Origin of the sequence: Acinetobacter equi, assembly GCF_001307195.1 — a bacterium.
In the GTDB taxonomy this organism is placed as follows: Bacteria; Pseudomonadota; Gammaproteobacteria; order Pseudomonadales; family Moraxellaceae; genus Acinetobacter; species Acinetobacter equi.
In genome coordinates, this window is record NZ_CP012808.1 from 2366731 (window position 1) to 2382067 (window position 15337).

A 15337-nucleotide genomic window follows, 5' to 3' on the forward strand; every position below is an offset into this window, starting at 1 on the left:
ATGGAAGACCGATGGAATTAAGACATTTACGTTATTATGTAGCGGTGGTTGAAGAGCAAAGTTTCACAAAAGCCGCTGAAAGATTATTCATTGCTCAACCACCTTTAAGCCGACAAATACAAAACCTTGAAGCAGAACTCAATGTTCAATTATTTGAACGAGGAAGTCGCCCTTTAAAGACCACAGAAGCAGGTCAATTTTTCTACCAACATGCCTTAAAACTTTTGTCTAATGCAGAAGAAATAAAGTCTATGACCAAACGTGTAGGAATGGCAGATCGAACGATTACGATTGGGTTTGTAGGTTCACTTTTATTTGGTTTACTGTCCAATATTGTCTATTTATTTAAACAACAGCAGCCAAATTTAAAAATTGAAATGATTGAAATGGCGACAGCCGAACAAATAGAAGCATTAAAAGAAGGAAAAATTGATGTTGGATTTGGTCGGCTACGTATTTCAGATCCTGCTATTAAACGTGTACTCCTTCGAGAAGAACGATTAATGGTTGCTGTTCATTCTAGTCATCCTTTGGTTTTAAAAAAAGAAGGAGTTTATTTATCTGAATTGGTTGATCACACTATATTTTTATATCCCAACAATAATAAGCCAAACTTTTCTACACAAGTTAGAGCAATGTTTTCCGAACATGGCTTAGAACCACAGAATTTAAGAGAAGTTCGTGAACTTGCTTTAGCTTGTGGTTTTGTTGCTGCAGGTGAAGGAATTTGTATTGTGCCTGAAAGTGCACAAAGTATTCAGTTAACACATTTACACTTTATCCCATTATTAGATCAATCAGCTATTAGCCCAGTTTTTATGACCATTCGTAATTTAGATGAAAGTGATGATATTTTGTCTTTATTTGATTGTATCTATCAAGTTTATGATTTAGAAGATATTAAGTATGATCGATCAATTTTTTAAGTGATAGTAAAATTGCTTTAATGATTATATCTATTAAGTTGCTTTTCACGTTACAAAATAATGACAAGCAACTTTAAAGGTATAAATATAGAGTTAATCGGTTTTGGACAAAAAATCATCTTTGCCTCATTGTTGAATTGGAAACTTCACAAGCAGGAGGCTTTAAGGTGAAAGAAGATCAAATAAATATTAATAATTTAGTAGATGAAGCAACATTTACGCCTTTCCATTGGGGCGTTTTACTTTGGTGCTTAATCATTATTATTTTTGATGGCTATGATTTAGTTATTTACGGCGTAGTTTTACCATTACTCATGCAGGAGTGGGGGTTAAGTACAGTTCAAGCAGGAATGCTTGCGAGCACAGCACTTTTTGGCATGATGTTTGGTGCAATGTCTTTTGGAACACTCTCTGACAAATTAGGTCGTAAAAAAACCATTATGATTTGTGTTGCCATTTTTAGTGGTTTTACATTTTTGGGTGCATTTGCATCATCACCAACAGAATTTGGAATATTACGCTTTCTTGCTGGTTTAGGCATAGGCGGTGTGATGCCGAATGTCGTTGCTTTAATGACTGAATATGCACCTAAAAAAATTCGAAGCACATTAGTTGCAATTATGTTTAGTGGTTATGCGATTGGTGGAATGGCATCTGCATTATTGGGAGCTTGGCTAGTCGTTGATTATGGCTGGAAAATTATGTTCTATATAGCGGGCATTCCACTTTTATTTTTACCATTGATTTGGAAATATTTACCAGAATCTCTGATGTTTTTAACCCAAAATGGTGAAAATATAAAAGTTCAAGAAGTTGTTTCTAAAATTACGCCTAATCAGGTGATTACAACAAAAACAACTTTTGTTTTAAATGAAGTTATTGCAGGTGATGAAGCACCATTAAAAGCACTTTTCCAACAAGGTCGTTCAGCTAGTACTTTTATGTTCTGGATTGCATTCTTTATGTGCTTATTGATGGTATATGCATTAGGTAGTTGGCTACCAAAACTCATGATTCAAGCGGGATATTCATTAGGTGCAAGTATGATTTTCTTATTTGCATTAAATATTGGCGGAATGATTGGTGCAATTGGTGGTGGTGCTTTAGCAGATAAATTCCACTTAAAGCCTGTACTGACAAGTATGTTTTTACTAGGTTCAATGTCACTTATTTTATTAGGATTTAATAGTCCTACATTTGTTTTATATACATTAATTGCAGTTGCAGGAGCGGCAACAATTGGTTCACAAATTTTACTTTATACTTTTGTTGCTCAGTATTATCCAACAACGTTACGCTCGACAGGAATGGGATGGGCTTCAGGAATTGGACGAATTGGTGCAATTGTAGGTCCTGTATTGACTGGCGCGTTACTTGGCTTTGAATTGCCACATCAGATGAATTTTTTAGCGATTGCAATACCAGGTGTTATTGCAGCACTTGCTATATTCCTAGTCAATCTAAAATCTTCGGTTGAAGGAGCTACTCATCAAAGTACCGTAAATACAGAAGTGAGAGCATTTAAGTCATCAACACATTAAGTTTACAAAAATCACCTTATATTTCGCTAGATGTGATTTTTAAAAAAAATATGACATTGTCATTACAATGAAATTTCAAAATGAGGTCAGGATGAATACTCATAAACAATTTAGAATTAAAGCAATTGTATTATTATGCACAGGAATTTGTATAAGCTCATTATCTCAAGCAAATACTCAAACTGAAATTGACGAATTAAAACATGAATTGCATATGTTAAAACAGCTTGTTCAGCATATGAATAGTCAGCAACAGACTCAATCTGAACAATTGGTGAAAGCACAAAAGTTTCAAAAAAGTTCTCAAAATCAAAACTTGAAAAATACTGTGGGCTTAACAAAAGGTGGAGCTGAATTTAACCTTTATGGAAATATTCGTTTAGATGCTTTATATCAAATAGAAGGTGGTACACAATCACGGTTATATAATCAAATTAATACCGTACCGCTTACCAGAGATTCAGCATCTTCAGACATACTAAAATCTACTTTGGCAGCAACGCGTTTAGGTTTAGATTTTAAAGCATCGATACTAAATGAAAATTTAGGTGGAAAAATAGAAGTTGATTTTTTAGGAGCAAATGATGCACTGAGAATTCGACATGCATATTTAACTTATAACCAATGGTTAATTGGTCAAACTTGGTCAAACTTTGCAATTCCAGATTATATGCCTGAAAGTATTGATGCATTGGGCTATGTTGGCGGAGCAGTTAAACGTGATCCACAAATTCGGTATACACAAAAATTTAATCCAAATTCAAGTTTAGTTATTGCACTGGAAGATACTAAAGATTCATCTTCGCATATGAAATTACCAGCATTAACAATGCATTTTAATCAAAAAATTACAGAAAATTTAAATATTAGCGCACGAACAATGCTTGATGAAAAACGTTCAGATAATGACCAAGCTATGGCTTGGGGTGTTGGTTTTGGATTAAAATATGATGTCTTTGAAAATACAACATTTAAAGCCGACTATTATCATGTGAAAGGTGATAGCAGTTTAGTATCTTGGACGAATGCTGGATTTGTTGTGGATCAAGAAGATCACACCTTAGCTATGAATAAGTTTAATTCGATTACTTTTGGTGTTACTCAGCAAATCAATGAAAAAATGAGAACAACATTAGGCTATGGTTATATGAAAGCAGATCCTAATCAGCATTATTTAGATGCATCATTAGACTTAACCAAAATAAACAAGGAATTATGGCAAGCATGGGCAAATGTATTTTATAGTCCAGTAAAACCTATTAGCTTAGGTCTGGAATATGTTTATGGTGAAAGAAAAGCATATGCCGATGATGTACAAGGCAGTAATAAAGGTATAGATAATCGTTTCAATGCTGTCGCAATTTATACATTTTAAATTATTGACTTATAAAGCTCGCATCTAATTTCGGGCTTTATATATTTAAAAATGCAGTTGCAATTTTATTTGTTCCATAATTTCTGTGATGTGCTTAATCATCTGTAAGGATGCTTTTGATAGTTGTCGTTTTGGTGCAACGCATAAACCTAAGGTTAAAGGATGTAATCCTTGGTCTAATATAGGGCGAAAATAAAGATTTTTTTCATCAATTAAGGGCATTACATCTAAGTAGCTTAAAATACTGATCCCTAAATTTTCTTTTAACATTGTATGAATAAATTGAATGCTGTTACTTTCAGTTTTTCGAATAGGGTTAAACTGATGTTTTTTATATAATGCTGTTACATAATCATGAATAATTAGCGGTTCCGAAGGAATGAGATGCCGTTCTTCTAAAGTATCTGACAAATATATTTTTTCTTTCTTGGCTAAGTCATGTTGTTTATGCATTACAAAACCAATAGGAAATTCAATAAAATCTAATATTTCAAGCTGATGATGCATTGTAGGGTTTAAAATTAATCCAAAATCTAGTTCTGTTGCAATGATTTTTTCTGAAATTCGATCACTATCCATAATTTGAATATTAAAATTAATCCATGGATAATCGTTATACATACTTTGAATTGAACGAGTGACAAAACTCTCATTTAGTGCTGAAATCAGTCCAAATTCAATATTTCCCCGTTTTAAACCTTGTATTTCATCAAATCGAATACATGTATGTTGAAATTCTTTTTGCCATTTTAAAAGATCTGCGTATAGCATTTCACCAGCTAAAGTTAGTTTTAATCCATGTGAAAACCTTTCAAATAAAGGTAAGCCAAATTCTTCTTCAGCTAAACTTATTTGTCTATGAATAGCAGAGACCGAAATAAAAAGATGATCTGCTGCTTTTCTTAAACTTCCAAATTTGGCAACAGCAATAAAGTATTCAGTAAAACGTGAAAATGGCATATTCATCATATAACTGTTTTAAAGCTCAAAACGAGAATGTTTTGTGTATGCGAGTTTTATGCCAAAACTCGACTAAACTCAGCATTGTTCTATTTATAAGAACAATATGTACGAAACATTCAAATAGACAGAATTTTTAAAAATAAATATTTTAAAGAAATAGAAAAGCTTAAGCCGAAATTGAAATCTTTGATAAAAATTTTTGTAGGGGAATCATCATGAATGCAATACCTGTATTAAATCTATTTTCTCAACCTGAATGTAGTCAATTTGATCCCACAGATTGGAATATTTTAGCGCACCATTGGTATCCTGTTGCTCGTATTCAAGATGTGAGTAGTACACCACAGCAAGTGACATTGTTAGATGTAAAAATGGCATTATATAAAACACAAAGTGGTCGAATTCATTTAGTCAGAGATATATGTCCACATCGTGGTGTGCCATTATCTAAAGGTTGGGTTGAAGGTGATCAAATTATCTGCCCATATCATGGTTTACATTATAACGAGCAAGGGAAATGTACAAAAATTCCTGCACAGCCTGATTTATCTAAAATTTCGGATAGATTTAGTCTAACTTGTTTCCCTGTTGTAGAAAAATATGGATTAATTTGGACCAGTTTATTTAATCGAGATGAACATTCAGCAAACTTTCCAATTTTAGATACATGGGAAAATGATTTACACCAAGCCATTTTACCACCTTATGTTGATATTGCAGGTTCAAGTGGGCGTCAATTAGAAGGATTTATTGATGTTGCTCATTTTGCTTGGGTGCATCATCAAGCTTTTGCTAATCGTGAAAATCAAGTTGTATCTAAATATCATACAGAACGTACGGATTATGGGTTCAAAAGCATTTATATTTCAGATGTAAGCAACTATCCACATGGTTTACAACATTTAGCACCAGACGACTTTTTATGGACAAGAGAATTTGATATATATCCACCATTTAGTGCAACTTTGACGGTTTATTTCCCCAATAATGGTATCTTAAAAATATTAAATGCCTGTTGTCCTGTTTCCTATAATAAAACACGTTTATTTGTACCATTAACTCGAAATTTTGATACGACAGGAGATTTACAGGCTGTTTATGATTTTAATGCACAAATTTTTGCAGAAGATCAAGACATGGTAGAAAGTCAAAAACCAGAAGAACTTCCTCTAGATATATCCATGGAAGCTCATTTTGAAGCTGATCGTTCATCAACAATGTATCGTCGTATTTTGGCAGAATGGGGCTTAAGCAAGCGCTATATTGTTTAAAGATAAATCAGTGACCGACATATTTTGATGAAGTTATAAACATTTAAATTATTCTTTTTCAGAAATATGACTATTTTATGTTGGTTTATCAATAAGATCATGAAATTTTAGGCTTAAATATGATATTTCTATAAGTGAATGAGAATTTAGGAATTCATAATTATGCCAATTAAAGTACTCGGTTATGCTGCTCAAAGTTCAACAAGTGCATTAGCACCATATACGTTTGAACGCCGTGATCCACGTGAAGACGATGTTGTTATTGAAATTGATTATTGTGGTGTATGCCATTCGGACTTGCATCAAGCTAAAAATGATTGGGGATTTAGTCAATATCCAATTGTGCCGGGTCATGAAATTGTAGGTCATGTAATTGCTAAAGGTGAAAATGCAACTAAATTTCAGATAGGTGACGTTGTTGGTATTGGCTGTATGGTTGATTCGTGTCAAACATGTTCAGCGTGCCACTCAGATTTAGAACAGTACTGTGAGGAAGGAAATACTGCAACTTATGGTAGCTTAGATCGTCATGATGGTCGAATGACTTATGGAGGTTATTCTAAGACTATAGTTTGTCGTGAAAAATTTGTTTTAAAAGTCCCTGAAAATTTAGACTTAAAAGCTGTACCACCATTATTGTGTGCAGGTATTACAACATGGTCACCTTTAAGACATTGGAATGTTGGATCAGGCTCTAAAGTTGCTGTTGTCGGTTTAGGTGGCTTAGGACATATGGCAATTAAACTGGCTCATGCTTTAGGTGCAGAGGTTACTTTACTTACGCGTTCAATGGATAAAGAAAAGGATGCAAGATTATTAGGTGCTCATCATGTTGTGTTATCAACAAATGAAGCTCAGATGAAACAAGTGACAAATCAATTTGATTTAATTATTGATACTGTCCCATATGATCATGACTTAAAACCATATATTCCAACATTAGCGTTAAATGGTACTTTAGTTCTAGTTGGATATCTTGGTGAAATTAGTGCTCATTCAGTTCCAATGATTTTAGGAAGAAAATCGATCGCTGGCTCATTAATTGGTGGTATTAAAGAAACTCAAGAATTGCTTGATTTCTGTGGTAAACATAACATTGTTTCTGAAATTGAGCTCATAAATATGAGTAACATTAATGAAGCATATGAACGTATGTTAAAGAGTGATGTGAAATATCGATTTGTTATTGATAATAATACATTTTAATTTTAATACCTTAAGGAAAAGCCTATTTATAGGCTTTTCTTATTTTAAATAGATCTCTTTTATAAATTAAAAGTCATAGGCTGAAATGTAGTGATCGTAGGTTTAAAACAAAAGAAGAGTCTGGGTAGAGCATGTATTGGGTCACATGAAAACCTTAAAAATCCTTGCTGAGCGATATCGTAAACGAGGAAAAGATTGGGCTTAAGATTCAATTTAATTGCTATAATTTATAATATGGAATTGAGTTTTAAATAAAAATAGCCCTTTTATAAAAGGGCTATTCAATATATTCAAAGCAATAATTAAGTAATTTTTTCAATAATACCAATAAAGAATTTAATAAAAATACTGTTTGAAATATCAATAATAAAGCCACCAACCATTGGAACAATTAAAAAAGCTTTATGAGATGGTCCAAAAGTTTTGGTCACTGTCTGCATATTTGCAATTGCTGTAGGTGTCGCTCCCATACCAAAACCACAATGCCCAGCACTAATGACAACAGCATCATAATCTTTACCCATTAATTTAAAGGTGATAAAGCATGCGAATAATATCATTACGACAGTCTGTACCATAATAATCAATAAAACTGGTCCAGCCATATTTGCTAATTGGCTAAATTTTAATGACATTAGTGCTATCGCTAAATATATAGAAAGAGAAGTACTACCCAATACATCAATCGTTGGTTCAACAACATCTTTTTTGAATAAATGATTAAGTGCATTTCTCAAGAAAATACCTACAAATAAGCACCATACGAAAGTAGGTAAATAAAATGCACTATCTTTTAATAAATCACCAATATAGCTACCAACAACAATACAGGTAATTAACATAAAAATAGTTTCAATCACATTTTTAGTATTAATTTCTCTTGAAACTTTAGGTGCTTCAAATGCATTTTCAACAGTATTTTTTTCTTCATCTGTTGTTTTTGGAATATTTACTTTTTTAATCAGGTGGCGTGCAATTGGCCCACCCATTAAACCACCAATAATAAGCCCTAATGTCGCACATGCCATGGAAAGCTCTAAAGCACCTGTTACACCATATTTTTGTTCTAAAATTGGTCCCCAAGCACCTGCATTACCATGCCCACCTGAAAGCGTAATTGAACCAGCAATTAAGCCCATAAATGGATCTTCATTCATTAACATTGCCATAGTAATGCCGACAATATTTTGGGTAATAATCAATAATGTCACAATAGCAACAAGAATTAATAAAGGTTTTCCTCCTTTAATTAATTTTGAAAAATCAGAACTTAAGCCTATAGATGAGAAGAATGTAATCATCAATAGACTTTGTAATGATGTATCAAATTTAAAAGTATAATTTGTTATTTTATTAATCAGAAATAATATGACAGCAACAATAAATCCTCCTACAACAGCCTCAGGAATATGATTCTTTCGTAGAAATTTAGTGTGTTTTACTGCGAACATACCTAGTGCTAATGCGACACAAGCTATTAATAATGTGTAGTTTGTACTTACAATCATTTCTGTCCCTTTTAACATCATAGATACCTACATGTCTTAAAGTCTTTTAAGACTAAGTATAGAATCTATTTGTTGATCCATTATTTATATACTAATGAACTAATATTTAATTAATTATTCATTAGTTTGAAGTTTCATTAATAACTTTCTTCACAAGCTAGCTATAGAAATTAGTCACAATTTACAAGGAATTATTGACATTAAGTAATGAATTCTAATAGATTACATATAACCATAAGTTATGTGAACTATAATGAATCTTAGACACTTGGAAATGTTCTATGCAGTGATGCTTTTTGGGTCACTGACTGAAGCTGCATCATCGTTATGTATTTCACAGCCTGCGGCCAGTAAATTACTTAAACATGCCGAACAACGTCTTGGTTTTGCACTATTTAAACGCATCAAAGGAAAATTACAGCCCACTAAAGAAGCATATATTTTGTATGAAGAAATTAAGCCAATTTATGAAAAAATTAATGAATTAAATAAGCTGACGCATAATTTAGCAAAGAATACACAAGGTAAAATTACACTTGGATGTTTACCAAGTTTAGGCTTAAGTCTAATACCAAAGTTGACTGCTCAATTTTTTAAAAAATATCCAAATGTATTTGTTAGTATTGGTACAGATCACACACAGGCATTAGAACAGAAATTATTACAACGAGAAATTGATATTGCAGTGACATTTCAGCCGTATACCCAACATGGCATTATTGCAACGCCAATTTTAGAGATTCCGTTAGTTTATATTGATTCACAATCGGTTGTTTCAGCTCAAGATATTCATTCTATTGATGAAAATAGATGGATACAGCCAGATGCAGATTCTTTAATGAGAATTGTCAAACAATATAGGACATTTAATAGCAGTATGATGAGTGTTCAAACGTATTACATGGCAAGTGAGCTTGTCCGACAAGGGCTTGGTTGTAGTATTACAGATGTTTATACAGCCGCTTATTCACTACCTAAAGAGATGATTCATGAACTAAAACCTCGTATGTATGCCACAATTTATATTTTAAGAAATGCAAATGTGAGTACAACAAAGGCAACTGAGGATTTTATTGAATTAATCAAATCAGAAATTGGTTTAATTACACCATCAATTAACTAAAAGTTATGACTACTATGTAAAAACTCATTTGTGAAAATAACATCTATCTTCTTTAATGAGAAAAGTTTTAGGATGTTATTTGGCACGGAATAATGAAAAAGCATGTAGCCGTAATCGGTGGTGGGGTGATTGGATTAAGTACAGCTTATGCACTTATTAAAGACGGTCATCAAGTTACAATTATTGAAGCAAAAGACAAAGTTGGTTCCCAAACAAGTTTTGCAAATGGCGGACAGTTAAGTTATCGCTATGTCGCACCTTTAGCAGATGCAGGTGTTCCAATCCAAGCTTTACAATGGTTGGGAAAATCACATTCGCCATTAAATTTTAAGTTGAATATTTCGCCATTTCAGTGGTCTTGGTTGTTAAAATTTTTATTTGTCTGTAACCGAAAAGATAATATTAAAAATGGTCATCATATTTTAAGATTATCGTTATATAGCCAAAGTATTATGTCTAAATGGCGTGATGAAATAGATGACTTTTGCTGGGTAAAGTCAGGAAAATTGGTAATTCATCGTGATCAATATGCATTTAAAAAAGCAGCTTCAGGCATAGACCCCCAAGTACAAAAAGCATTGAATCGCGAAGAAACTATTGCTCTTGAACCTTCATTAAATAGTATTTCTTCAACTTTAGTTGGTTCTATTTATACACCTGATGATGAAACAGCTGATTGTTATAAATTTTGTTTGGCATTATATAAAAAATTAGAACAAAGTTCTAATTTTAAGTGCTTGTACAAGACTGAAGTCAAAAACTTTATAAAACAAAATAATAAAATTACAGCAGTTGAGACAAATATGGGGTGTATCGAAGCTGATGATTTTATCATTGCCGCAGGAAATGGTAGTAGTGCTCTATTTGAGATGGTTAATATTTCTGTACCAGTTTATCCATTAAAGGGATATAGCTTAACGTTACCATTTCCAAAAAGTAATAATGTTGTACCAGCAATGAGCGTAACAGATTATGCCAATAAAATTGTGTATGCAAAACTAGGGAATCAGCTTCGTATTGCTGCAATGGTTGATATTGGTTATCAAGATGTAGATATCCGTCCAGAGCGAATCAAAGCATTAAAAGATATTGTGAGTAAAACATTTCCTGATTTACTTGGTATAGATACAGCAGAAGAATGGAGTGGACTGCGCCCATCTACACCAAAAGGAACACCAATTTTAGGTCCTACACAATACTCAAACTTATGGTCAAATATTGGTCATGGTAGTTTAGGTTTCACACTAGCTGCAGGAAGTGCAATGGTGATTAGTAAATTAATTAGTCAAGAAAACTCACCCATCGCTTTAGATGGTTTATCTTTGGAGAAATAAAATGAGCGATATTCAACGTATTGGTGTAAATACACGTTTAGCAGGATGTGTAGTTCATAACGGACTAGTTTATGTATCAGGTCAAGTTCCAACATCGTTAGATGCCGATGCAAAACAGCAGACACTAGAAGTTCTAGAAAAAATAGATATTTTATTAGCACAAGCGGGCAGTGATAAAAGTCGTATTTTGACAGCTCAAATTTGGATAAAAAATATAGCTGAAGATTTCAATGCATTTAATGAATGTTGGGAAGCTTGGTTACCAGAAGGTACTGCACCTGCTCGAGCTGCTTTACAGGCTGATTTAGCTCGTCCTCAAGTCCTGGTGGAAGTAATGTTAACAGCCGCTGTTAAGTAAATTAAAAACTTATATATTTAATGACTACATCAATATTTAGTGTAGTCATTTAGGTTAAAGTTATAAAAGCTTCTAGAAGATAAAGTCAAAAGCTCTAATACATGACAAGTTATTCTAAAAATATTGGTTTGTCCTAATTAAAATTATTTAATTTATCTGGCTTCATTACTCCAAACATTCATAGCATGTTGCAAATGACCAGATTTAATATAAATTGTTGCGCCCAAAGCTGTTGCACATAATTGTAAATTACTTTTCTGTGGTATGCGTAACCATGAACCAGTAGGATAAAAATTTGAATCCGAACACAACTCACCTTCAATAATAAAAATTTCTACATCTTGTTCTAGAGTTTCGGAAAAATTCTGATTAGCATCTAACTTTTCTAAAAATGTTTTTTCAATTTTTGATTCATATAAAGGGCAAATATATCGATCTAGAGTTGACACCCAGTTTGTGGAATCTAGCGTATTTATACGTGTTGGTTCTAATTCATCTTCTGTCATCTGCATAAGTTTGACAAAAATTCTACAACCTCTTTCGCTAGAAACCTGATGTACTGACTGATGCTGATTACGCATATACCAACCTGTAGGATAATGCTGTTCTTTATCTTCAGTAAATACGCCTGACAATACCAACACTTCTTCACCAAGTGGATGCTTATGCTCAGGAAATTGAGAGTTTGGTGCAAATTCCACTAAACTTGTTGCACGTGCTTGTTCCTCACCAATTCGATCAAGCATCATGCGATTAACCTCTCCACCAGGCGATTTAATCCATTCATAATCATCGGGAGTGATAATGATTAGTTTTGTAAAGTCAGCATGGATACGCATACAGAAAATTTCTTAAATTAATAAAGATAATTATATAGCCATTTAATATGGATTCTATCAAATTGATGATTAAAGTAGTCTACTAAAGTTAAGTTCATATGTTTGAGGATAAATACTTACGAACAAATTAAATTTGTTAAATAGTGAAAACATGAATTTTCATGTTACTAAGATAATAAACCTACTATGTGAAGGATCTATTTTAGGATTGATAAGATCAAAATAATAAAATACAGAGAGACAGCTAATTTAGCTTAAAAGGTTGTAATAGATACAACTATTTTACTCAAATTCTCAAAATATGAGGGGGTATTTCAAAAATATAGTGTATTTTATGCAAAATCGCCAATATAAAAAGCTATTATTATCATAATGAGATATTATTGTTGACATACTTGTATTCATTTGAAAAAATAAATGATCAAAATATCTAATGATGAATAAATGATCATCTTATTTTTTCTATCAATCAATTTCAGTTAAGACTGAATGTTCTAATTTTATGGTCTTTTATGTGTAAAAATTTTATTACTTAATTCATTTGAATTAGTGACTAAGAAATTTACTTATAGAAAATAAAATCCCCCTCTGAGAGAATCAATGCTGCTTATTAAACCGTTACTTGCATTTCGTCCAAATAAAATGGATTGGATTTTTGCGATTAAAACGTTTATGGCTGGCATTTTGGCACTATATATTGCTTTTAGTTTAAATCTTGCTTATCCAATTTGGGCAATTGGTACGGTCTTCGTTATTGCCAATCCTTATGCGGGGATGACTACTTCAAAAAGTATCTATCGTGTATTTGGTACATTATTGGGGGCAATAGTTGCTGTTGCAGTAACGCCTTGGCTAATTAATACACCCTGGTTATTTACTTTATTCTTATCTTGTTGGGTAGGTCTATGCTTATATTTCTCACTGCTTGATCGTACACCACGTAGCTATGTATTAATGTTGGCTGGATATACTACTGTCATTATTAGCTTTAATATTGTTTATTTTATTGATACTGCTTCATTATTTGAGATGGCTGTAGGACGATTTTTAGAAATTACTATCGGAGTAGTTTGTAGTGCAATTGTCACTACGACGATTTTTCCAATACATATTGGACCAGCAGTAAAAGAGCGTGTCAGTAAAACCTTGACAGATACTCAGCAAATTTTTAATAAAATTTTATTAGAACCTCATCAAGACTATAATTACACAAAAGCTTTAAGCCAATTAGCTCGAGATATTGCAGATATTCATGTAATGGCAGTACATTTAAGCTATGAAAAGTCTACTTTACAAGGAATGACCAAACCACTTCAGGAAATGCTCAACCAAATTACGATGTTAATTAGTAATTTGGTTGCAATGTCTGAACGTATACAACAGTTAGATTTAATAGATACGGAATATCGCAGATTATTAATAGATTTACATTCTAAAATTAATACATATTTAGCAGATGAGCACAGACTGAAAGAGTCCGAATTAAATTTACTCCCCGAAGATTTTGATTCAGATTTTTCAAAACTCATTCAAAGCACAAAAGAAAATCAAATTATTATATTAAAAAGTTTGAAAATGGATATCCGTCATTTTATTCAAAATATCCATGCAATAAAATTGATCTGGCAGAGAATTCAAAGCGGGGATACAACATTACCTGAAGTCATTGTTCCAATTAGTACTAATTATCCCACTCTACATCGTGATCATGGTGTAGCAATTAGAGGTGGAATTTCTGCATGTCTAATCGTTTTTATTGCGACAGCTTTTTGGATTCTCAGTGGTTGGAAAGCTGGTTTTATGCTAGCTGAGATGGCAGCTATAAGTGCTTGTATTCTGACAGCAATGGATAATCCAGTTCCTGCATTAAAAATGTTTATTAGAGGTAATTTTTACGCTGCTATTGTGGTTTTTATTTACGCTTATGGGGTTTTTCCATATGTGACAGAATTTTGGCAATTAGCACTTGTGCTTGCACCATTTTGCATATATTGCTTAATGCTTTTTTTACACCCACCATTAATTGGAATAGGCTTACCTTTATTGATGGGAACAACTATGGGGCTGAATTTTCAGAACCGTTATACTTTGGATCAAGTTTTTTTCTTTGATGCGACAATTGGCACATTAATCGGACCAATTATAGCTGTTTTTATAATTAATGCAGTACGTGCAATGTCTCCAGATATAACAGTGCAGCGGATTTTAGCAATCCACTATCGAGCAATTCGTCAGGCACTTTATATTCCTTATGGTGTTCAGTTTCGTCTTCATTTACGTACTATGCTTGATCGTATTGGAGTACTAAATACTAAAGCAGTTCAATCTGAACGCTTACAAAATATGATGAATAAAGCACTCATTGAGTCAAGTGCTGTAATTGATTTAGCACGATTACAAGAAATAGTACTTAAATTACCTGAAAATGATCCTCTAATAGAGCAGTTAGAAAAATTTAAAGTCCAGCTTGATGAGTACTTTAAAGCTAAAGAATTTGAACAAAATTATGAAATTATCTGTATCCAATTAATAAACCAAATAAAGATTTTGGAAGAGCAGCTTTTAATACAAGAGGATACAGATATTCTACAACGTTTACATATTTCACTGAACAATATTCGTAGCAGCTTATGTCATGCCAAGACGCCATAAAATATGTAGGGATAAGGGGATTAACATATGGGTGAATTAAATATATATGGTGTCTATGTGCCAATTTTATTAATTCAAGCTGTGATTGCCTATGGAATTCTTAAAGTACTCATGAAATGGTTAGATCGTTTAGTTGCTAATGATTGGATCATCATGCCCAACCTATTCTACTTATGCATTTACCTACTCTTACTTGGTGTAGTGCATTGGGTATGCCTGTTTTTATGAAATCTGATATTAA

At 32.7% G+C, this 15337-nt stretch carries 13 protein-coding genes and 1 pseudogene; 11 read left to right on the plus strand and 3 right to left on the minus strand.

Going from position 1 to position 15337, the window contains the following annotated elements; all coding sequences use genetic code 11:
• Positions 1–11 precede the first annotated feature (11 nt).
• The 3 genes from AOY20_RS11320 (at position 12) to AOY20_RS11330 (ending at position 3842) form a co-directional block, all read left to right on the plus strand.
• Positions 12–926 carry a LysR family transcriptional regulator gene (locus AOY20_RS11320; protein ID WP_054581959.1) on the plus strand — a complete coding sequence of 305 codons (915 nt, stop codon included), beginning with the start codon at positions 12–14 and terminating at the stop codon, positions 924–926.
• A gap of 167 nt (positions 927–1093) precedes the next feature.
• Positions 1094–2467 carry an MFS transporter gene (locus AOY20_RS11325; protein WP_054581960.1) on the plus strand — a complete coding sequence of 458 codons (1374 nt, stop codon included), beginning with the start codon at positions 1094–1096 and terminating at the stop codon, positions 2465–2467.
• A gap of 91 nt (positions 2468–2558) precedes the next feature.
• Positions 2559–3842, plus strand: coding sequence for a DcaP family trimeric outer membrane transporter (locus tag AOY20_RS11330; protein ID WP_054581961.1), 1284 nt, complete (start codon positions 2559–2561; stop codon positions 3840–3842).
• 45 nt (positions 3843–3887) lie between these two features.
• On the opposite strand, the gene AOY20_RS11335 is transcribed toward AOY20_RS11330, so the two are convergent.
• Entirely contained in the window at positions 3888–4808 is a 921-nt protein-coding gene (locus AOY20_RS11335; RefSeq protein ID WP_054582597.1) for a LysR family transcriptional regulator, read from the minus strand.
• A 212-nt stretch (positions 4809–5020) separates the two neighbouring features.
• On the opposite strand from AOY20_RS11335, the gene AOY20_RS11340 reads away from it, so the two are divergent.
• The 3 genes and pseudogenes from AOY20_RS11340 to AOY20_RS14950 all read left to right on the plus strand — a co-directional run.
• Positions 5021–6076, plus strand: a complete 1056-nt coding sequence (locus AOY20_RS11340) for an aromatic ring-hydroxylating oxygenase subunit alpha (RefSeq protein WP_054581962.1) — start codon at positions 5021–5023, stop codon at positions 6074–6076.
• Between the two features lie 162 nt (positions 6077–6238).
• Positions 6239–7282 carry an NAD(P)-dependent alcohol dehydrogenase gene (locus AOY20_RS11345; RefSeq protein ID WP_054581963.1) on the plus strand — a complete coding sequence of 348 codons (1044 nt, stop codon included), beginning with the start codon at positions 6239–6241 and terminating at the stop codon, positions 7280–7282.
• A 106-nt stretch (positions 7283–7388) separates the two neighbouring features.
• Positions 7389–7537: pseudogene (locus tag AOY20_RS14950) on the plus strand (IS5/IS1182 family transposase); the annotation flags it as partial.
• Positions 7538–7584: 47 nt separating this feature from the next.
• Here AOY20_RS14950 and gltS read toward each other — a convergent pair.
• The gene (gene gltS / locus AOY20_RS11350; RefSeq protein WP_470169747.1) at positions 7585–8808 is read right to left on the minus strand and encodes a sodium/glutamate symporter; all 1224 of its coding nucleotides are present in this window, start codon (positions 8806–8808) and stop codon (positions 7585–7587) included.
• A gap of 235 nt (positions 8809–9043) precedes the next feature.
• Here gltS and AOY20_RS11355 point away from each other — a divergent pair, with 235 nt between their 5' ends.
• The 3 genes from AOY20_RS11355 to AOY20_RS11365 all read left to right on the plus strand — a co-directional run bounded on the left by AOY20_RS11355 (position 9044) and on the right by AOY20_RS11365 (position 11605).
• Entirely contained in the window at positions 9044–9913 is an 870-nt protein-coding gene (locus AOY20_RS11355; RefSeq protein WP_054581964.1) for a LysR family transcriptional regulator, read from the plus strand.
• A 92-nt stretch (positions 9914–10005) separates the two neighbouring features.
• Positions 10006–11247 carry a D-amino acid dehydrogenase gene (locus AOY20_RS11360; protein WP_054581965.1) on the plus strand — a complete coding sequence of 414 codons (1242 nt, stop codon included), beginning with the start codon at positions 10006–10008 and terminating at the stop codon, positions 11245–11247.
• A 1-nt stretch (position 11248) separates the two neighbouring features.
• Entirely contained in the window at positions 11249–11605 is a 357-nt protein-coding gene (locus AOY20_RS11365; RefSeq protein WP_054581966.1) for a RidA family protein, read from the plus strand.
• Positions 11606–11757: 152 nt separating this feature from the next.
• Here the strand turns inward: AOY20_RS11365 and AOY20_RS11370 are convergent, their stop codons facing one another.
• The gene (locus AOY20_RS11370) at positions 11758–12444 is read right to left on the minus strand and encodes a cupin domain-containing protein (protein WP_054581967.1); all 687 of its coding nucleotides are present in this window, start codon (positions 12442–12444) and stop codon (positions 11758–11760) included.
• Between the two features lie 600 nt (positions 12445–13044).
• Here AOY20_RS11370 and AOY20_RS11375 point away from each other — a divergent pair.
• Together AOY20_RS11375 and AOY20_RS11380 are read left to right on the plus strand one after the other, a co-directional pair.
• Positions 13045–15096, plus strand: coding sequence for an FUSC family protein (locus AOY20_RS11375; RefSeq protein WP_054581968.1), 2052 nt, complete (start codon positions 13045–13047; stop codon positions 15094–15096).
• A gap of 27 nt (positions 15097–15123) precedes the next feature.
• The gene (locus AOY20_RS11380) at positions 15124–15324 is read left to right on the plus strand and encodes a DUF1656 domain-containing protein (protein ID WP_054581969.1); all 201 of its coding nucleotides are present in this window, start codon (positions 15124–15126) and stop codon (positions 15322–15324) included.
• The last annotated feature ends 13 nt before the right edge of the window (positions 15325–15337 follow it).

Bases quoted from the DNA above. Each gene is read 5' to 3' on its own strand.
- AOY20_RS11320 (WP_054581959.1), top strand. From the start codon at position 12: ATGGAATTAAGACATTTACGTTATTATGTAGCGGTGGTTGAAGAGCAA.
- AOY20_RS11330 (WP_054581961.1), top strand. From the start codon at position 2,559: ATGAATACTCATAAACAATTTAGAATTAAAGCAATTGTATTATTATGC.
- AOY20_RS11335 (WP_054582597.1), bottom strand. From the start codon at position 4,808: ATGAATATGCCATTTTCACGTTTTACTGAATACTTTATTGCTGTTGCC.
- AOY20_RS11340 (WP_054581962.1), top strand. From the start codon at position 5,021: ATGAATGCAATACCTGTATTAAATCTATTTTCTCAACCTGAATGTAGT.
- AOY20_RS11345 (WP_054581963.1), top strand. From the start codon at position 6,239: ATGCCAATTAAAGTACTCGGTTATGCTGCTCAAAGTTCAACAAGTGCA.
- gltS (WP_470169747.1), bottom strand. From the start codon at position 8,808: ATGTTAAAAGGGACAGAAATGATTGTAAGTACAAACTACACATTATTA.
- AOY20_RS11355 (WP_054581964.1), top strand. From the start codon at position 9,044: ATGAATCTTAGACACTTGGAAATGTTCTATGCAGTGATGCTTTTTGGG.
- AOY20_RS11360 (WP_054581965.1), top strand. From the start codon at position 10,006: ATGAAAAAGCATGTAGCCGTAATCGGTGGTGGGGTGATTGGATTAAGT.
- AOY20_RS11365 (WP_054581966.1), top strand. From the start codon at position 11,249: ATGAGCGATATTCAACGTATTGGTGTAAATACACGTTTAGCAGGATGT.
- AOY20_RS11370 (WP_054581967.1), bottom strand. From the start codon at position 12,444: ATGCGTATCCATGCTGACTTTACAAAACTAATCATTATCACTCCCGAT.
- AOY20_RS11375 (WP_054581968.1), top strand. From the start codon at position 13,045: ATGCTGCTTATTAAACCGTTACTTGCATTTCGTCCAAATAAAATGGAT.
- AOY20_RS11380 (WP_054581969.1), top strand. From the start codon at position 15,124: ATGGGTGAATTAAATATATATGGTGTCTATGTGCCAATTTTATTAATT.